The following is an 18,665-nucleotide window of genomic DNA, read 5'->3' as shown; positions in this document are numbered from 1 at the left end:
GGCCTGCGCCGGGAGTGGAGCGGCGTCGACGACCGGGACGACCGGATCGGGTGGCGCTCGGCAGCGCGAGCGGCCGCGGAGCGTTCCGGAAGGATCGGTTTCGCGCCCTCCTCGAGGTGCCGGGGCCGCCCGGGCGTGTACAACCGGACTGCGATCGGAGCGAGGAGCCCGCACAGTGTCCAAGATCTCCCGCGACGAGGTCGAGCACCTCGCCGGCCTGGCCAGGCTGGCCGTGAGTGCCGAAGAGCTCGACACGTTCGCCGGTCAGCTCGACGTGATCCTGGAGTCGGTGGCCAGGATCGGCGAGGTGGCCGCGGACGACATCCCGCCCACGTCGCACGCGGTGCCCACGACCAACGTGTTCCGCCCGGACGAGGTGCGGCCCGGCCTGACCCAGCAGCAAGCGCTGTCCGGTGCGCCGGCCGCAGAGCAAGACCGGTTCCGCGTTCCGCGGATTCTCAGCGAGGAGGCTTGATGACGTCGACCGCATCCGGTGGCGGTGAGCTGACCGGGCTCACCGCATCCGAACTCGCGGGCAAGCTCGGCAGCGGCGAGGTCTCGGCGGTCGAGGTCACCCGGGCGCACCTGGACCGCGTCGCCGCCGTCGACACCGGCGTGCACGCGTTCCTGCACGTCGACGCCGAGGGCGCGCTGGACGCGGCGCGGCGGGTGGACGAGCGCCGCGCCGCCGGTGAGCAGCTGCCGCCGCTGGCCGGGGTGCCGCTGGCGCTGAAGGACGTGCTCACCACCAGCGACATGCCCACCACCTGCGGCTCGAAGATGCTCGAGGGGTGGACCCCGCCGTACGACGCGACGGTGACCGGCAAGCTGCGCGAGGCGGGCGTGGTCGTGCTGGGCAAGACGAACATGGACGAGTTCGCGATGGGCTCGTCCACGGAGAACTCGGCCTTCGGCCCGACCCGCAACCCGTGGGACCTGCACCGCATCCCCGGCGGATCCGGGGGCGGCTCCGCGGCGGCGCTGGCCGCGTTCGAGGCGCCGCTGGCGATCGGCACCGACACGGGCGGCTCGATCCGCCAGCCCGGCGCGGTGACCGGCACGGTCGGCGTCAAGCCCACCTACGGCGGCGTGTCCCGCCACGGCCTCGTCGCCTTCTCCTCGTCGCTGGACCAGGTGGGCCCGTGCGCGCGCACGGTGACCGACGCGGCGCTGCTGCACGAGACCATCGCCGGGCACGACCCGGCCGACGCCACCTCGATCGACCAGCCGGTGCCGCCGGTGGTGCGGGCCGCGCGCGAGGGCTCCGCGGCCGACCTCAGCGGCGTGCGGGTCGGCGTGGTGCGCGAGCTCTCCGGCGAGGGCTACCAGGGCGGCGTGCTGCGCTCGTTCCAGGCGGCGGTGGACCAGCTGACCGCGCTGGGCGCCGAGGTCGTCGAGGTCTCCTGCCCGCACTTCGACTACGCCCTCGCGGCCTACTACCTCATCGCGCCGAGCGAGTGCTCGTCCAACCTCGCCCGGTTCGACGCGATGCGCTACGGGCTGCGCGTCGGCGACGACGGCCAGCGCAGCGCCGAGCAGGTCATGTCCGCCACCCGCGAGGCCGGCTTCGGCGACGAGGTCAAGCGCCGCGTCATGCTCGGCACCTACGCGCTGTCGGCCGGCTACTACGAGGCCTACTACGGCCAGGCCCAGAAGGTGCGCACGCTGATCAGCCGCGACTTCGAGGCGGCCTTCGGCTCGGTGGACGTGCTGGTCTCGCCGACCGCGCCGACCACCGCCTTCCCGCTCGGCGAGCGCGTGGACGACCCGATGGCGATGTACCTCGGCGACGTGTGCACGCTGCCCGTCAACCTGGCCGGCAACCCCGCGATGAGCGTTCCCTCCGGCGTCTCCGACGAGGACGGCCTCCCGGTGGGGCTGCAGATCATGGCGCCGGCGATGGCCGACGACCGGCTCTACCGCGTCGGCGCGGCGTACGAGGCCGCCCGGGACGCCGCGCTGGGCGGCGCCTTCACCGATCGAATCCCCCGCCTGGAGGTCGCCTGATGAACCCCAAACTCAAAGCCGTGTTCCAGCTCGCTTCGACCGTCGGCGGCGTGGTGACCCTGCAGCGGCGGCTGCGGGAGGCCAAGGCCGACAGGGACAAGCTCGTGTTCGTCGACGTGGTCGTCACCGGACTCAGCTTGATCACGGGCACCGCGCTGGCCCTGCGGGAACTGCGCAAGGGGGAGGACAAGTGACCACGGCTACCGAGATCATGGACTTCGACGAGGTCCTCGCCCGGTTCGACCCGGTGCTGGGCCTCGAGGTGCACGTGGAGCTGTCCACGGCCACGAAGATGTTCTGCTCCTGCGCCAACGCGTTCGGCGCCGAGCCGAACACGCAGGTCTGCCCGGTGTGCCTCGGCCTGCCGGGGGCGCTGCCGGTGGTGAACGGCAAGGCGGTGGAATCCGCCGTCCGCATCGGCCTGGCCCTGAACTGCGAGGTCGCCGACTGGTGCCGGTTCGCCCGGAAGAACTACTTCTACCCGGACATGCCGAAGAACTTCCAGACCTCGCAGTACGACGAGCCGATCGTGCACGACGGCCACCTGGACGTGGTGCTCGACGACGGCGAGACGTTCCGCGTGGGCATCGAACGCGCCCACATGGAGGAGGACACCGGCAAGTCGGTGCACATGGGCGGGGCCGACGGCCGCATCCACGGGGCGGACTACTCGCTGCTGGACTACAACCGCGCCGGCGTGCCGCTCATCGAGATCGTCACCAAGCCGATCACCGGTGCGGGCGAGCGGGCCCCGGAGGTCGCCCGCCAGTACGTGACCGCGCTGCGCGACCTGCTGCGCTCGCTCGACGTGTCCGACGTGCGCATGGACCAGGGGTCGCTGCGCTGCGACGCCAACGTGTCGCTGGGCCCGCGGGGCACCGGCGAGTTCGGCACGCGCACCGAGACGAAGAACGTCAACTCGCTGCGCAGCATCGAACGCGCCGTCCGCTACGAGATGCAGCGCCAGGCCGCCGCGATCACCGAAGGCGTGGAGATCGTGCAGGAGACGCGGCACTTCGACGAGTCCACCGGCAGCACGGCCGCGGGGCGGCGCAAGGAGACCTCCGAGGACTACCGGTACTTCCCGGAGCCCGACCTGGTGCCGATCGCCCCGTCGCGCGAGTGGGTCGAACAGCTGCAGCAGACCCTGCCCGAGCTGCCGTGGGAGCGGCGCAAGCGCGTGCAGGAGGAGTGGCAGCTCTCCGACGAGCAGCTGCGCGACCTGGTCAACGCCGGGGCGCTCGACGTCATCGCCGAAACGGTCGACGCGGGCGCCTCCTCCGACCAGGCCCGCTCCTGGTGGGTCGCCTATCTGACCCAGCAGGCCAACGAGCGCGGTGTGGAGCTGCGGGACCTGCCGATCACCCCGGCGCAGGTGGCGCGGGTGATCGCGATGGAGAACGAGGGCACGCTGACGAACAAGCTCGCCCGGCAGGTCGTCGACGGCGTGATCGCCGGGGAGGGCGAACCGGACGAGGTGGTCAAGGCGCGCGGCCTCGAGGTCGTCTCCGACGAGTCGGAGCTGAAGCAGGCCGTGGACGAGGCCCTGGCCGCCCAGCCGGACGTGGCCGAGAAGATCCGCGGCGGCAAGGTCCAGGCCGCCGGTGCGGTCGTCGGCGCGGTCATGAAGGCCACCGGCGGGAAGGCCGACGCCAAGCGGGTCCGCGAGCTGATCCTGGAGGCCTGCCAGTAACGAGCGACCGTGCAGGTTTGCCGGCAGCGAACGCCCTGCGGCAAACGCGCTGCGGCAAACGCGCTGCGCTTATCGACAAGAAGGCCGGAGGCCCGCGCGGTCTCCGGCCTTCTTCGTGCGTTTCGGGACACGGCGCGGGATTCGCGTCATAGCATGCCGGTGATCAACAGATTGGGGGAGACACCATGGCGAACACGGGCAAGGAGTTCGGTGTTGCCGAGGTGACTTCGTTGTTGGTCGAGCATTGTCGCGCGCATGTCGCCGAGCTGAAGGTGCGGTATTACGGATGAGTGGTCGTGGGGTGTGGTTGGTCGCCGCGGTGTTGGTGCTGGCGGGGTTGGCGACGGCGTGTGGTTCCTCGGATCGCCCGCGGGAATTGTCCTTGGATGACGTGGGTGCATGCGATCTCGTTTCTCGGTCCGACTTCGCGGAACTGGGCGTGAACGCGGAACCGCTATCGATCGATGTCGTGGAAGGTGCGAATCAGGAAGGGGCGACCTGTGAGTACTCACCGCAATCTGCAACCGTTTCGGTTGCGGCCGTGACGAACCAGGGAATCGAGCGACGGACGAATGGTTCCATGGAGTCGTTCACGGCAACCGATGTTCCTCGGATTCAAGGATACCGAACGGTTCAGGTTCAAGTTGCCGATGTCCCAAGCGGGCCGCACGACATGTGCACGCTCTACGTGGACGCCGCGGAGAATCAGTCAGTGAAGGTGGTGGCTGGGTCCAATTCGGAAGGTGAGCCGCCGACTTGTGAGACCGCGCGTCAGTTCGCGGGGGCGGCGATTCGCACGCTGTCCGCGAGTCAAGCGTGATTCGTCGCGCGGGTCGCCGAGGTGGCCCCGTTGTTGATCGAGCGCTATCAAGCGCACGTCGCCGAGCTGAAGGTGCGGTACTACGGATGAGTGGTCGTGGGGCGCGGTTAGTGTCCACAGTGTTGGTGCTGGCGGGGTTGGCGACGGCATGTGGTTCCTCGGACCGGCCGCGGGAATTGTCCTTGGACGAGGTAAAGCCGTGCGACCTGATTTCGCAGTCGAAGCTGACTGAGTTGCAGGTGAAGGTCGCGCCGATTCCGGTTTCTATCGTGGAAGGTGCGGACGAAGAAGGCACCAGTTGTGACTACAAGCCCACCTACGGGGGTACGGTCTCACTGGGAGTGGTGACAAACCATGGAATCGATCGGTGGACGGGCGGGTCCATGGAGTCCTCGCGTCCGGTTGATTTGCCTCGGGTTGAGGGGCACCGCACGATCAGGCTTGAGTACGGTGATTCCCCGAGTGGGCCGTACGAACGCTGTACAGCATATGTGGATGTGGCGAGTGGGCAGTCGCTGAAGGTAGAGGTGGGTGAGCACGCGGAGGATGAGCCGCCCACTTGTGAGACCGCGCGTCAGTTCGCGGGGGCGGCGATCCGCACGCTGTCCGCGAACCAAGCGTGATGCGCACCCCGGTGCTCCCGGTCCGGGCGATGGCCGCACCGCGGTGCGGTCGTAGCGCGTGACGCGCCGCGCGGTGCCGTCGCCACGCACGACGACGGCACCGCGCGGGCGGGAACGTTGGTTCGGTTCCGATCCCGCGACCCGCTGCGCCCGGTCAGTCCTTGCCGGCGGCGCCGCCCTTCGGCGGTTGGATGCGCAGCACCCGGTCGTCGCTGGAGACCGGATCGCCCGCGTGGCGGTTGGCCGTGCCCGCCCACACGAGGCCGTCGCTGCCCAGCGTGGCCGCGGAGAACCGGCCGTAGGTGTCGTGCATGACCTGCGTGGGTTCGCCGGTGAACGTGCCGTCGCCCGCCGGGGTGAGCGTGTACAGCGCGCGGGCGTCCTGCAGCGCCACGACGACCGTGGAGGCGTCGGCGGCGCAGCCGCTCACCCCCGGGGCGTTGCGCCAGGTCCACTCGGGCGCGTCCAGGGGGCGGCCGAAGCGCACCTGCTGCAGCGCGTCCTGCGGGCCCCCGCGGTCGGTGACCCACAGGCCGCCCGAGTTGGCCGACCCGCACATCCCGCCGGGCTCCGCCAGGCCGGAGGTCACCACGGCCGAGCGCGGGTCCGGGTTGTCCTCCGGCGGTGCGCCGAGCCCGTCGATGCGCAGCACCTTGCCCGCCAGCGAGGAGCGGTCGGCGGCCCGACCCGGATCGCCGGCGTCGCCGGTGGCCACGAGCAGGGCTCCGAGCCCGTCGGTGCCGATCGCGCCCGCGTTGTGCTCGGGGCCCTTCGGGATGCCGGTGAGCACCGGTTCGGGCGGTTCACCCGGGGCGATGCGCAGCACCCGGTTGTCGGTGGGGGTGCTCGCGTAGGCGTAGACGAGCTCGTCCTCGGCGTAGCTCGGGGACAGCGTCAGGCCGGTCAGGCCACCGCCACCGGAGGTGTCCACGGGGACGCGGGCGATCTCGACGGGTTCGGTGCCGCGCTGCACGCGCAGCACGCGGCCGGTGGCGCGTTCGGCGACGAGGGCGCTGTTCCCGTCCGGCAGCGTCGTCACGGCGCCGACCGGTTCGAGGCACGTGGCCTGCACCGCCGGGTCCGGGTCGTGGCAACCCACGGGCTCGGCCGGTCGCCCGCCGTCCCCCGCGGACGGCGGGGGCGGTTGCGCGGTGAGCGGTGGGGCCTCGCCCTCGTAGGACGGTTCCGGACCGGCCTGCGGGTCGAGCCGGGGCTGCTCGCTCCACTGGCGCGGGTGCTCGTCCGGGAACTGGGCGCACCCCGCCAGGGTCAGGCCCAGCGCTGCCCCCGCGGCGAGCAGGGCGCGTCGCGTTCGGAACGGAACCGCCATACCGGTCGAGGATACTGGTGCCGGCCGCCCGTGCGGACCCGATGCGCGCTGGTGGTTCCGTGCCGGGAGGGGCCGCTCCTTCTACTGCTGCTGGTTGACCGGGGCGTTCGCCGGTTCCCCCTGCGCTTCTTCCCGTCCGGCTTCGGCGGTGTGAGGAAGACCAAGCCGCTGACGATGAAGAGGCCGATGATCAGGAAGAGCGGAGCCGAGAGCACCCAACCGAGCCAGGCCCACGGGCGGTCGACGTCGCGGGCCACAACATCCCGCGTCGTGCCGCCCTGCCCGTTGGAAACCTCGTGCAGGCTCGCACGCACGCGTTGTCCGATGTCCTCGCTGGCGAAGTCGCCCACTTCACTGGTCGCGGTGGTGCTTGTGCCGTCGTCCCGGGTGACCTCGAGGCGACGCTGTTCCTTCAGGTCGAGGTAGAGCAGGCCGGTCGACGAGCAGCGCGTGGCGGTGGCGTGGCCGGAGCGCAAGGTGTCGCCTTGAACGGTGGCACCAGTCCCGAGAGAGGTCGTGATGACCGCGATCAGCGCCCAACAGCACGCCGCGAGGAAGAAGCAGACCGCGGCGCCCAGGATGCGCGGCACGAGGGAGTTGTTGCCCGGGGCGGGACTTACTCGTGGCGGGCTTGCTCCTCCGTGCCCGCGACGCCGAAGGGGTTCTCGCTCACCCCGTGAAACCTCCCTCGGAGCGGAACTGCGCAACCGCACGACGACCGCGGGGGCGGCCTGTCGCGCTGAGCGTATTCGATCGCGGATCTCGCCGGTGCAGGTATGCGAATTGCCGGATGTGCCCGGATGTGGGCGGAGGTGCGCGCGTTCGCGGTTGTGCCGGCTGCGGAACGCCTGTCGCGGCCAGGTGCGGGTGCGGATCGGCGCAAGACCTCCGCGGGGTGCGGGGGTGGCCGTCAGCGCACGCTGGCGACTGCGCATCACCGGGGAGGTGCTCCATCCACGCGGGGAAGCTTCGCGCGAGCTCCGGCGTTGCCGGTGCCGGCAGTGGTGGAGGAGTGCTGATTTCCCCGCAGGGGTCGCACGAACGGGCGACATCACCTAACCTCTGCGCGCGTGAGGACGCGAGATGATCGCCCCGAGGATGCGGACTTCAGCGACCACGGTCCCGGTGCGTCCGGGGCGCAGACCCGGGTCGTGCCGGGCGGCGGAGCCCGCGGAACGCAGCCCGCGCCCACCGCGGAACCCGGTGGCCCTTCCGGTTACGACTACTACGACGACGACGGGTACACCGACGGCGAACCGCCCCTGCTGCGCGGGCGGGACGAGGACTTCTACGCGGAGGTGCCGCACCGGCCGGCGCCGTGGACCGCCGGCGCCGACCTCGGCCTGCTCGTGCTGCGGCTCGGTCTCGGCGCGGTGTTCGCGGTGCACGGCGCGCAGAAGCTCTTCGGCGCGTTCGGAGGTCCCGGCCGCGCGGGGTTCGCCGACGCGCTGCGCAGCATGGGATTCGCCGAGCCGGAGACGCTCTCGCTGGTCACGGGGATCACCGAAGTGGCGGCGGGAGCGCTGCTCGTCCTGGGCTTGTTCACGCCGCTGGCGGCAGCCGGTGTGCTCGGCGTCATGGCTTCGGCCGTCATCGCGAACCGCGGTTCCGGCTTCTTCGCGCCGGAGGGCGTGGAGTTCCCGGCCGTGCTCGGCGTCGCGGCGCTGGCCCTGATGTTCACCGGGCCCGGTCGGGTGGCGGTCGACAAGGGCCGGGTGTGGTTCCGCCGCCCGGTGCTCTTCGGCGCGCTGGGCCTGCTCGTCGCCGCCGGCGCCACGGCTGCCGTGTTCGTCCTGCTGTATCAGGGTTTGTGACCGAAAATCCCCGCCGACCTGCGGTTTCTTTTCTGGAACTCTTCCAGTGTGCGCAATTTTCGTGAAAATTGCGCACACTGGAACGAGTCCAATGTGGCGGCCGCGGCCGCTGAGCGTCACAGCGTGACGTCGCGCACGGCGCCGTAGGAGGCGGAGGTGGCGAACCGGGCGTAGGCCTGCAACGCGCGGGTGACCGGCCGCTCCCGGTCGACCGGTTGCCACGGGGCCTCGCTGGCCTGCATCTTCGCGCGCCGCTCGGCGAGCACCTCGTCGGGGACGAGCAGCTCCAGCTCGCGGTCGTGGGCGTCGATGCGCACGCGGTCGCCGTCCTCGATCAGCCCGATCGCGCCGCCGCTGGCCGCCTCCGGGGAGACGTGCCCGATCGACAGCCCGGACGTGCCGCCGGAGAAGCGCCCGTCGGTGATCAGCGCGCACTTCTCACCGAGGCCGGCGCCCTTGAGGAACGCCGTGGGGTGCAGCATCTCCTGCATCCCGGGCCCGCCCGAGGGGCCTTCGTAGCGGATCACCAGCACGTCGCCCGGCTGCACCTCGCGGTTGAGGATGACCGAGACGGCCTGCTCCTGGCTCTCCACCACGCGCGCCGGGCCCTCGAACCGCCACAGCGCCTCGTCCACGCCCGCGGTCTTGACCACCGCGCCCTCCTCGGCGATGTTCCCGCGCAGCACGGCCAGGCCGCCGTCGACGGTGTAGGCGTGCTCGTAGTCGCGGATGCACCCGGACTCGCCGTCGGTGTCGAGCGAGGACCACCGGTTGCTCTGGGAGAACGCCTCGGTGGTGCGCTGCCCGCCGGGGGCGGCGTGGAACAGCTCCCGGGCCTGCTCGGACGGCTCGGCCGCGCGGATGTCCCAGGCCGCCAGCCAGGAGTCGAGATCGGGGCTGTGCACCGAGCGCACGTCGCGGTGCAGCAGGCCGGCGCGGTCCAGCTCGCCGAGGATGGCGGAGATGCCGCCGGCGCGGTGCACGTCCTCCATGTGGTAGTTCGAGTTCGGGCTCACCTTGCACAGGCAGGGCACGCGCCGGCTGGTGTCCTCGATGTCCTCGAGCGCGAAGTCGATCTCGCCCTCCTGCGCGCCGGCGAGCGTGTGCAGCACCGTGTTCGTCGAGCCGCCCATGGCCATGTCCAGCGCCATCGCGTTCTGGAAGGCGTGGCCGTTCGCGATCGACCGCGGCAGGACGGAGTCGTCGTCCTCGCCGTAGTACTGCTTGGCCAGCTCCACCACCGTGCTGCCGGCCTGCTGGAACAGCGCGCGGCGCGCGGAGTGCGTGGCCAGGGTCGAACCGTTGCCGGGCAGCGCGAGCCCGAGCGCCTCGGTCAGGCAGTTCATCGAGTTGGCGGTGAACATGCCCGAGCAGGAACCGCAGGTGGGGCAGGCCGAGCGTTCGACCTCGGTCAGCCCCTCGTCGTCCACCTGGTCGCTGGCGGAGGCGGCGATCGTGGTGATCAGGTCGGTGGGCGCCTGCGCCACCCCGTCGACCACCACGGCCTTGCCGGCCTCCATCGGCCCGCCGGAGACGAACACCGTCGGTATGTTCAGCCGCATCGCCGCGTTGAACATGCCCGGGGTGATCTTGTCGCAGTTGGAGATGCACACCAGCGCGTCGGCCTTGTGCCCGTTGACCATGTACTCCACGGAGTCGGAGATGATCTCCCGCGAGGGCAGGGAGTACAGCATGCCGCTGTGCCCCATCGCGATGCCGTCGTCGACGGCGATGGTGTGGAACTCGCGCGGCACGCCTCCGGCTTCGCGGACGGACTCGGCCACGACGTCCCCCAGGTCGCGAAGGTGCACGTGGCCGGGCACGAATTGGGTGTACGAGTTGGCGATCGCGACGATCGGCTTGCCGAAGTCGTCATCGCCCATCCCGGTGGCGCGCCAGAGCGCGCGGGCCCCGGCGGCGTTCCGGCCGTGTGTCGTGGTGCGTGAGCGCAACTGGGGCATTGCCACACCAGCCTTTCCGAATGCGCTAGTCGTCGGCCGCCCGGTGCCCGGCCACCGCCACGCCGCCGTGTTCGACATCCGGCGGACGGGGAAACGCGCGGCCCGAGGTGCAGGTCCGCGTCCGACCGGTAGGGGCCACCGACCGGCGTGTGCGAGGTTCGCGCCTTGTGGGCGCACAACGTCGGCGGTGCCAGGAACACTACTCCTGCTGTTCAGGGTTGGGCAGCCGCCCACCGCTCATCAGCGCGAGCTTCGGCACGTCCCGCGTCCGCACGCCCGACAACCGCACCTGCCGCTCCGAGTCGAGCACGGCGCTGATCCAGCCGTTCTCGCGCAGCCGCAGCGAGCGCAGCTGCTCCCACGCGATCCGCCGGGTGCGCAGCGGGGTGCGCACGGTCAGACCGCCGGCGTCGACGGGGGTTTCGCTGCGCACGATCCACACCGCCAGCGCGATGGGGACGAGGTAGAGCAGCGGTGCGGGGCCTCCCGCGAGGGTGGCCACGGGCGTCGCGCACACGGCGATGGCCAGCGGTGCCAGCAGCGAGTCCCGGCTGACCCGGATCGCGAGGGATGCGGGGAGGTCCTCCGCCGGTGCGGCGCTCGTCTGCTGGTCCCGCTCGTTCCCGCCTGCGGATCCGGTCTCGGCGGCCTCGCCGCTCGCGCCTGCGGACCCGTCCTCCGCGGCCGAACCGCTCGCGCTCCGGTCGCGCGTCCCCTCGGCGCCGGGGTGCGCTGCGGGGGCGTCCGCGCCGCCGCCGGCGCCGGCCGTCCCGGTGGCACCGGACTCGTCAGCCCCGGCGGCTGCGCTCCCGGATGCGCTGGCCGCGTCGGCACCGCTTGCGGGAGCGCCGGCCTCGCCGGTGTCCGCGGCGGCCGCGGCGGAGGTGTCGTGCTCGTCGCTCACGCCTCCCATGGTCTCACCCCGGGCGGGTGGGTCGCGGAGAGCGTGCGGGCGGGCTGCCGCAGGTGCGCTCGTACCCGCTGCGCTGAGACCTCTCGTCCCGCGATGCGGGAGCTTTCTCCCGCAGGTTTGACCGCGTGCAGTGGAGCCGACTAATGTTCGCGGCATGCTGCGACCGAACGACATTCTCGTACTTCCGGGGCGCGTCGACGCCTAGGGAGTTCGCAGCGTCGACGCGCCCAACCCTCGCAAGGCCATGTCTCGGCCGGCGGGGGTTTTTTCGTGTTCCGGCCCACTCCTGATCGCGAGGCAGAGTCCATGACCAGCGCCAACACCCGACAGAAAGAGGACTCGGCGGCGTCGCCGAGCCCCCGTCCGAAACCCGCTCCTCCCGAAGGTGCTCCCGTGCGCACGACCGGGGCGCGTGCCCTCGTGCGCTCGCTGGAGGCCGTGGGCTGCGAGGTGGTCTTCGGGTTGCCGGGCGGAACGATCCTGCCTGCCTACGACCCGCTGTTGGACTCCGGGAGCCTGCGCCACGTCCTCGTGCGGCACGAGCAGGGCGCCGGGCACGCGGCGACCGGATACGCCCAGGCCACGGGCAAGGTGGGGGTCTGCATGGCCACCTCCGGCCCCGGTGCGACGAACCTCGTCACGGCCCTCGCGGACGCGAACATGGACTCGGTCCCGCTCGTGGCCATCACCGGTCAGCAGAGCACCGGGATGATCGGTACCGACGCCTTCCAGGAAGCCGACATCTGCGGTATCACCCTGCCGGTGACCAAGCACAACTTCCTGGTCACCGACCCCGACGACATCCCGCGCGTGATCGCCGAGGCGTTCTACCTGGCCTCGACCGGCCGTCCCGGCCCGGTGCTGGTGGACATCCCGAAGGACGTGCAGCAGGCGAGCGCGTCCTACTCCTGGCCGCCGGAGATGCGCCTGCCCGGTTACCGCCCGACGAGCAAGCCGCACAACAAGCAGGTGCGGGAGGCCGCGCGTCTCATGGGCCAGGCGCGCAGGCCGGTGTTCTACGTGGGCGGCGGCGTCATCAAGGCCGGGGCGCACGAGGAACTGCGGGCCGTCGCGGAACGCACCGGGATCCCGGTCGTGACCACGCTGATGGCGCGCGGCGCGTTCCCGGACTCGCACCCGCAGCACCTGGGCATGCCCGGCATGCACGGCACGGTCGCCGCGGTCGCGGCGATGCAGCGGGCGGACCTGCTCGTCGCGCTCGGCACCCGGTTCGACGACCGGGTCACCGGGCAGCTCTCCTCGTTCGCCCCGGACGCCACGGTCGTGCACGCCGACATCGATCCGGCCGAGATCTCCAAGAACCGGCACGCCGACGTGCCCATCGTCGGGGACTGCGCCGAGGTGCTCACCGAGCTCGACGAAGCCGTGGCCGAGCACCGGGCGGAGAACGGCAGCAGCGACCTGTCCGCCTGGTGGGAGCAGCTCGACGACTGGCGCTCCCGCTTCCCGCTGGGCTACCAGCAGCCGGCCGACGGCAGCCTCTCCCCGGAGCACGTGATCGAGCGGCTCGGCGCGCTCGGGGGTGACGACGCGGTCTACGTCGCGGGCGTCGGCCAGCACCAGATGTGGGCCGCGCAGTTCATCGGCTACGACGCCCCGCGCACCTGGTTGAACTCCGGCGGGCTGGGAACGATGGGCTACGCCGTTCCCGCCGCGATGGGGGCCCGGGCGGGGCGCCCGGACGCGCCGGTCTGGGCGGTCGACGGCGACGGGTGCTTCCAGATGACCAACCAGGAGCTGGCCACCTGCGCCATCGAGGGCATCCCCATCAAGGTGGCGATCATCAACAACGGCAACCTCGGTATGGTCCGGCAGTGGCAGAACCTCTTCTACGCCGAGCGTTACTCGAACAGTGACCTCGGCAGCCACCAGCACCGGATCCCGGACTTCAAGCTGCTGGCCGAGGCGCACGGGTGCGTCGGCCTGCGGTGCGAGTCCGAAGAGGACGTCGACAGCGTCATCAAGCGTGCGATGGAGATCGACGACCAACCGGTCGTGATCGACTTCGTGGTGGGCAAGGACGCCCAGGTGTGGCCGATGGTGGCGGCTGGCACGAGCAACGACGAGATCATGGCGGCGCGTGGTATTCGCCCGCTGTTCGACGAGGACAAGGGGTGAGCGCGCCGATGAGCCGACACACGTTGAGCGTGCTGGTGGAGAACGTGCCCGGGGTGCTGGCCCGCGTGTCCGGGCTGTTCTCCCGGCGCAACTTCAACATCGAGTCGCTGGCGGTGGGGCCGACGGAGCACCCGGAGATCTCCCGGATGACCATCGTCGTCTCGGTTGACGAGCAACCGCTGGAACAGGTCACCAAACAACTCAACAAACTGGTCAACGTGATCAAGATCGTCGAGCTCGAGGACGATTCGGCGGTGCGTCGCGAGCTGCTGCTGGTCAAGGTCCGGGGTGACGCCTCGGTGCGCAGCCAGGTCCTGGAGACCGTGCAGCTGTTCCGCGCCAAGGTGGTGGACGCCTCGCCGGAGGCGCTGACCGTGGAGGCCACGGGCACCGCCGACAAGCTCGACGCGTTGCTGCGCATGTTGGAGCCGTACGGGATCCGCGAGATGGTGCAGTCCGGCACCATCGCGATCGGTCGCGGCCCCAAATCGATCACGGCCACCGCCCCCGTGCGGTGACGAGCACAGCCGGAAAGGAAGAGGACCATTGGCAGCTGAGACTTTCTACGAAGCCGACGCCGACCTCGGCATCATCCAGAGCCGCAAGGTGGCCGTGATCGGCTACGGCAGTCAGGGCCACGCGCACGCGCTGAGCCTGCGGGACTCGGGCGTGGACGTGCGGATCGGCCTGCACGAGGGCTCGAAGTCGCGCCAGAAGGCCGAGGAGGACGGTCTGCGCGTGGCCACCGTCGCCGAGGCCGCGGCCGAGGCCGACGTCATCATGCTCCTGACGCCGGACACCAAGCAGCGCGAGATCTACGCCAACGACATCGCGCCGAACCTGAAGAGCGGTGACGCGCTGTTCTTCGGCCACGGCTTCAACATCCGCTACGACCTGATCCAGCCGCCGTCCGATGTGGACGTGGCGATGGTCGCGCCGAAGGGGCCGGGCCACCTGGTGCGGCGGCAGTTCGTCGACGGCAAGGGCGTGCCGTGCCTGATCGCCGTGGAGCAGGACCCCTCCGGGCGGGCCCAGGCGCTGGCGCTGGCCTACGCGGCCGGCATCGGCGGTGCCCGCGCCGGCGTCATCAAGACGACCTTCACCGAGGAGACCGAGACCGACCTGTTCGGCGAGCAGGCGGTGCTCTGCGGCGGCACGAGCGCGCTGGTGCAGAACGGCTTCGAGGTGCTCGTCGAGGCGGGCTACCAGCCGGAGATCGCCTACTTCGAGGTGCTGCACGAGCTCAAGCTGATCGTCGACCTCATGTACGAGGGCGGCATCGCCGGGCAGCGCTACTCCTGCAGCGACACCGCCGAGTACGGCGACCTCACCCGCGGTCCGCGGGTCGTCGACGACCACGTCAAGGAGTCGATGCGCAAGGTCCTCGGCGAGATCCAGGACGGCAGCTTCGCCAAGGAGTGGGTGTCCGAGGACGACAACGGCCGCCCGAACTTCAACCGGCTGCAGCAGCAGGGCAACGAGCACCAGATCGAGGAGGTCGGTCGCGAGCTGCGTTCGCTGATGTCCTGGACGATGAAGTGAGGGAGTCCGCGCGCTGAGCTCGTCCGCGACCCCGCCGCACTTCCCAGTGCGGCGGGGTCGCGGGCCGCGTTGCCCGGTTCCGCTGCGTGGGCGCTAGAGTTCGCAGCGTGCCAGAGGACGACGAGACCTACGACGACAAGGCGCACATCCGCGACGATCTCGATTTCAGCGCTGCGGAGTGGATTCCGAGCACCGACGACCCGGCGGAACCGGGAGTGGAGATCGCGTTCGTCGACGGTTACATCGGGATGCGCAACGGTGCCGATCCGGAAGGTCCGGTGCTGGTGTTCACCCCGGAGGAGTGGGACGCGTTCGTCGCGGGGGCCAAGGACGGCGAATTCGACGAGCCCTGACGGCCCCGCGGCTGATCCATTCGGGCGACACTCGAGTACCCGCGCGATGGCCTTGCTGACCTGCGAAGATTCACGAAAGAGCAATATTCTTCGCGGTGATCCGGGCTACACCCTTGTGAACGAGTTCTCAAATTGTCGCTAGACTGCGCCGCGTTCGGGACACAACGAGGTGCCCGTGCATCGACCGTGATCCCTCGCAATGGAGCTTTCTCGTGACCAATGCAAGCCGTCCTGTCGTGCTGATCGCAGAAAAGCTGGCGCCGTCGGTGATCGAGGCGCTGGGCAACGAGGTCGAGGTGCGCCAGGTCGACGGTACCGACCGCCCCGCGCTGCTGGAGGCAGTGGCCGACGCCGACGCGCTGCTGGTCCGCTCCGCCACGAAGGTCGATGCCGAGGTCCTGGCCGCGACCACCCAGCTGAAGGCGGTCGCTCGCGCCGGTGTCGGCCTGGACAACGTGGAGGTACCGGCCGCGACCGAGCGCGGCGTCATGGTGGTCAACGCGCCCACCTCGAACATCGTGTCGGCCGCTGAGCACGCCATCGCCCTGCTGCTGTCCGTGGCGCGGAACGTGCCGGCCGCGGACCAGAGCCTGCGCGGCGGCGAGTGGAAGCGCAGCGCCTACACCGGCGTCGAGCTCAACCAGAAGACCATCGGCGTGGTGGGCCTCGGCAAGATCGGCCAGCTGGTGGCGCACCGGTTGGCCTCCTTCGAGGCCAAGATCATCGCCTACGACCCCTACGCGTCCAAGGCGCGCGCCGCCCAGCTGGGCATCGAGCTGGTGAGCTTGGACGAGCTGCTCTCCCGCGCGGACGCCATCTCCATCCACCTGCCCAAGACCCCGGAGACGCTGGGGCTCATCGGCGCGGAGGAGCTCAAGAAGACCAAGCAGGGCGTCATCATCGTCAACGCCGCCCGCGGCGGGCTCGTCGACGAGGAGGCGCTGGCCGACGCGGTGCGCAACGGGCACGTCGGCGGTGCGGGCATCGACGTGTTCAAGGAGGAACCCACCACCTCCAGCCCGCTGTTCGAGCAGCCCAACGTCGTGGTGACCCCGCACCTGGGCGCCTCCACCGTGGAGGCACAGGACCGCGCGGGCATCGACGTGGCGAAGTCGGTGCGCCTGGCGCTGGCCGGCGAGTTCGTGCCGGACGCGGTCAACGTCCAGGGCGGTGCCGTCGGCGAGGAGGTGCGCCCGTACCTGCCGCTGACGCAGAAGCTGGGGCAGCTGCTGGCCTCCCTGGCGGGCACCACCCCCACCTCGGTCACGGTCGAGGCGTGCGGCGAGCTCGCGGACGAGGACGTCTCCGTGCTGCAGCTGGCCGCTCTGCGGGGCGTCTTCTCCGGAGCGGTGGAGAGCCAGGTCACCTTCGTCAACGCGCCGCAGATGGCCGAGGAGCTCGGCGTGTCGGTGGAGGTGCAGAAGAGCCCCGAGAGCCCGAACCACCGCAGCCTCGTGACCGTCCGCGCCGGCATGCCGGACGGCTCGATCGCCCGCGTGTCGGGCGCGCTGACCGGTTCGAACCTCGTCGAGAAGGTCGTCGAGGTCAACGGGCGGCACTTCGACCTGCGCGCCGAGGGCAACATCCTGCTGCTGGAGTACCCGGACCGCCCCGGTGTCATGGGCAAGGTCGGAACCCTGCTCGGCGAGGTCGGCGTGAACATCGACGCCGCCACGGTCAGCCAGACCACCGAGCGGGACAACGCCGTCATGCTGCTGCGCGTGGACCGTCCGGTGGACGCCGGCGTGTTGGAGCCGATCGGTAACGCGGTCGGCGCGCGCATCGTGCGTACGGTGAGCTTCGAGTGACGAGCGGGGCGGGCAGGTCGTCCCGCCGAGTGGGATATGTGAACCACTAGGTGGGTCGGCCTGCGGCCGCCGCCACGGGAACGAGTAGCCTTCGGCGCAACGGTTTCGAGGCCCCGCGACACGGGGTGTTCGCTCGGGAGGTGTGTAGATGCGGCTCGCTGTGATCCCCGGTGACGGGATCGGGCCGGAGGTGGTGACCGAGGCGCTGAAGGTCCTCGGTGAGGTCGTCCCGGACGCCGAGATCACTCGCTACGACCTGGGAGCCGCTCGGTGGCACGCGACGGGGGAGCTGTTGCCCGAGTCCGTCCTCGGGGAACTGCGCGAGCAGGACGCGATCCTGCTCGGCGCCGTCGGTGACCCCTCGGTGCCCAGCGGGATCCTCGAGCGCGGTCTGCTGCTGCGGCTGCGGTTCGAACTCGACCACCACGTGAACCTGCGCCCGGCGCGGTTGTACCCGGGCGTGTCCAGCCCGGTCAGCGATCCGGGCGAGATCGACATGGTGGTGGTCCGGGAGGGGACCGAGGGTCCCTACGCGGGCAACGGTGGGCTCCTGCGCAAGGACACGCCGCAGGAGGTGGCCACCGAAGTCAGCCTGAACACGGCGTTCGGGGTGGAGCGCGTGGTGCGCGACGCGTTCGCGCGCGCCAACGTGCGCCCGCGCAAGCACCTGACCCTGGTGCACAAGACGAACGTGCTCAGCCACGCGGGATCGCTGTGGTCGCGCGTGGTGGAGGAGGTGTCCCTGCAGTACCCGGACGTGACCGTGTCCTACGAGCACGTGGACGCGGCCACGATCCACCTGGTCACCGACCCGGGCCGGTTCGACGTCATCGTCACCGACAACTTGTTCGGCGACATCCTCACCGACATCGCCGGCGCGGTGACCGGCGGTATCGGTCTGGCGGCCAGCGGCAACATCGACGCCACCGGCCGGAACCCGAGCATGTTCGAGCCGGTGCACGGCAGTGCCCCGGACATCGCCGGGCACGGCGCGGCCGATCCGACCGCGACCGTGCTGTCGCTGGCGATGCTGCTCGACCAGCTCGGCGCGGCCGAGGCCGCGCGGCGGGTGGAGGCCTCGATCTCCTTCGACCTGGCCACGCGCGATCACGCCGCCCCGGGGACGACCCAGGCGATCGGTGACCGGCTCGCGGCGCTGGTCTCCTCGCGGGAGGTCGCCGTGTCGAGCAACAGCGCCTGACGCGCCCGCCCGCGGCCGTCCGGTCGTGCGCACCGCTGCCGTGTCGGGTGCCTTCCGCGGAAGGCACCCGACACGCGTGTGCGCGTCCCCGTTGGCGTCCCCGCGCTGGCGTCCCCGCGCTGGTGTTCTCGCGTCGGCGTTCCCGCTCGCGTGCCCGGTGGTCCCCGCCGGCGCTGCCGCGACCACCGCGGTGGTGTGACCGGACGCACAGCTCGAGCTCCGCGGTGGCGGCCGCTCGCGCCGCCGCGCGTCCTGAACTGCGCGAACGTCCGCGGGCAGCAGCGGACCCCGCGGGTCGGCGACGGTGCGCGAAGCGCTCAACATGCGGGAAGCGGCGCCCAACGAGTGATCCCGCTTGCCGGATGTGGCAGCATAGCGGCGTGGCTTACCGCATCACCATTATTGGCGGGCGCGCCGGGTAGGAGACTCCGCACTCCCCGGCGCGCAGACCTCTCGCATCC

Annotated in this window: 17 protein-coding genes; 13 read left to right on the top strand and 4 right to left on the bottom strand. The window is 71.0% G+C overall.

What is annotated here, in order from left to right:
• Positions 1-175: 175 nt before the first annotated feature.
• The 6 genes from gatC (at position 176) to ACVGV0_RS18605 (ending at position 5,143) form a co-directional block, all read left to right on the top strand.
• The gene (gatC, locus tag ACVGV0_RS18630) at positions 176-475 is read left to right on the top strand and encodes an Asp-tRNA(Asn)/Glu-tRNA(Gln) amidotransferase subunit GatC (RefSeq protein ID WP_459156978.1); all 300 of its coding nucleotides are present in this window, start codon (positions 176-178) and stop codon (positions 473-475) included.
• On the top strand, positions 475-2,007 hold the full coding sequence (gatA, locus tag ACVGV0_RS18625; RefSeq protein WP_459156977.1) for an Asp-tRNA(Asn)/Glu-tRNA(Gln) amidotransferase subunit GatA: 1,533 nt from the start codon (positions 475-477) through the stop codon (positions 2,005-2,007). The genes gatC and gatA overlap by 1 nt, the downstream gene beginning before the upstream one ends.
• Positions 2,007-2,201, top strand: coding sequence for a hypothetical protein (locus tag ACVGV0_RS18620; protein WP_459156976.1), 195 nt, complete (start codon positions 2,007-2,009; stop codon positions 2,199-2,201). The genes gatA and ACVGV0_RS18620 overlap by 1 nt, the downstream gene beginning before the upstream one ends.
• On the top strand, positions 2,198-3,700 hold the full coding sequence (gene gatB, locus ACVGV0_RS18615; RefSeq protein WP_459156975.1) for an Asp-tRNA(Asn)/Glu-tRNA(Gln) amidotransferase subunit GatB: 1,503 nt from the start codon (positions 2,198-2,200) through the stop codon (positions 3,698-3,700). Before ACVGV0_RS18620 ends, gatB begins: the two co-directional genes overlap by 4 nt.
• A gap of 286 nt (positions 3,701-3,986) precedes the next feature.
• Positions 3,987-4,520, top strand: a complete 534-nt coding sequence (locus tag ACVGV0_RS18610) for a DUF3558 family protein (RefSeq protein ID WP_459156974.1) — start codon at positions 3,987-3,989, stop codon at positions 4,518-4,520.
• 86 nt (positions 4,521-4,606) lie between these two features.
• Complete coding sequence (locus tag ACVGV0_RS18605) at positions 4,607-5,143, top strand: DUF3558 family protein (protein WP_459156973.1); 537 nt, start codon at positions 4,607-4,609, stop codon at positions 5,141-5,143.
• A gap of 154 nt (positions 5,144-5,297) precedes the next feature.
• Here the strand turns inward: ACVGV0_RS18605 and ACVGV0_RS18600 are convergent, their stop codons facing one another.
• Both ACVGV0_RS18600 and ACVGV0_RS18595 read right to left on the bottom strand, forming a co-directional pair.
• Positions 5,298-6,473 carry a PQQ-dependent sugar dehydrogenase gene (locus ACVGV0_RS18600; protein WP_459156972.1) on the bottom strand — a complete coding sequence of 392 codons (1,176 nt, stop codon included), beginning with the start codon at positions 6,471-6,473 and terminating at the stop codon, positions 5,298-5,300.
• Positions 6,413-7,063, bottom strand: a complete 651-nt coding sequence (locus ACVGV0_RS18595; protein ID WP_459156971.1) for a DUF6346 domain-containing protein — start codon at positions 7,061-7,063, stop codon at positions 6,413-6,415. The genes ACVGV0_RS18600 and ACVGV0_RS18595 overlap by 61 nt, the downstream gene beginning before the upstream one ends.
• A 480-nt stretch (positions 7,064-7,543) precedes the next feature.
• On the opposite strand from ACVGV0_RS18595, the gene ACVGV0_RS18590 reads away from it, so the two are divergent.
• On the top strand, positions 7,544-8,287 hold the full coding sequence (locus ACVGV0_RS18590) for a DoxX family protein (RefSeq protein WP_459156970.1): 744 nt from the start codon (positions 7,544-7,546) through the stop codon (positions 8,285-8,287).
• A 116-nt stretch (positions 8,288-8,403) separates the two neighbouring features.
• On the opposite strand, the gene ilvD is transcribed toward ACVGV0_RS18590, so the two are convergent.
• Both ilvD and ACVGV0_RS18580 read right to left on the bottom strand, forming a co-directional pair.
• Entirely contained in the window at positions 8,404-10,248 is a 1,845-nt protein-coding gene (gene ilvD / locus ACVGV0_RS18585; RefSeq protein WP_459156969.1) for a dihydroxy-acid dehydratase, read from the bottom strand.
• 199 nt (positions 10,249-10,447) lie between these two features.
• Positions 10,448-11,152, bottom strand: coding sequence for a PH domain-containing protein (locus ACVGV0_RS18580; protein WP_459156968.1), 705 nt, complete (start codon positions 11,150-11,152; stop codon positions 10,448-10,450).
• Positions 11,153-11,467: 315 nt separating this feature from the next.
• Between ACVGV0_RS18580 and ACVGV0_RS18575 the strand changes: the two genes are divergently transcribed.
• The 6 genes from ACVGV0_RS18575 (at position 11,468) to ACVGV0_RS18550 (ending at position 18,204) form a co-directional block, all read left to right on the top strand.
• The gene (locus ACVGV0_RS18575) at positions 11,468-13,300 is read left to right on the top strand and encodes an acetolactate synthase large subunit (protein WP_459156967.1); all 1,833 of its coding nucleotides are present in this window, start codon (positions 11,468-11,470) and stop codon (positions 13,298-13,300) included.
• A gap of 8 nt (positions 13,301-13,308) precedes the next feature.
• Positions 13,309-13,818 (top strand): acetolactate synthase small subunit, encoded by a 510-nt coding sequence (ilvN, locus tag ACVGV0_RS18570; RefSeq protein WP_459156966.1) that lies wholly within the window; start codon positions 13,309-13,311, stop codon positions 13,816-13,818.
• Positions 13,819-13,846: 28 nt separating this feature from the next.
• On the top strand, positions 13,847-14,842 hold the full coding sequence (gene ilvC / locus ACVGV0_RS18565; RefSeq protein WP_459156965.1) for a ketol-acid reductoisomerase: 996 nt from the start codon (positions 13,847-13,849) through the stop codon (positions 14,840-14,842).
• Between the two features lie 107 nt (positions 14,843-14,949).
• Positions 14,950-15,195 carry a DUF397 domain-containing protein gene (locus ACVGV0_RS18560; protein ID WP_459156964.1) on the top strand — a complete coding sequence of 82 codons (246 nt, stop codon included), beginning with the start codon at positions 14,950-14,952 and terminating at the stop codon, positions 15,193-15,195.
• Positions 15,196-15,407: 212 nt separating this feature from the next.
• On the top strand, positions 15,408-17,003 hold the full coding sequence (gene serA / locus ACVGV0_RS18555; RefSeq protein ID WP_459156963.1) for a phosphoglycerate dehydrogenase: 1,596 nt from the start codon (positions 15,408-15,410) through the stop codon (positions 17,001-17,003).
• Positions 17,004-17,151: 148 nt separating this feature from the next.
• Positions 17,152-18,204, top strand: coding sequence for a 3-isopropylmalate dehydrogenase (locus ACVGV0_RS18550; RefSeq protein ID WP_459156962.1), 1,053 nt, complete (start codon positions 17,152-17,154; stop codon positions 18,202-18,204).
• Positions 18,205-18,665: the final 461 nt, after the last annotated feature.

Source organism: Salinifilum ghardaiensis, assembly GCF_054491345.1.
Note: the sequence above shows the minus strand (reverse complement) of the source record. Positions and strands in the feature narration are given on the sequence as shown.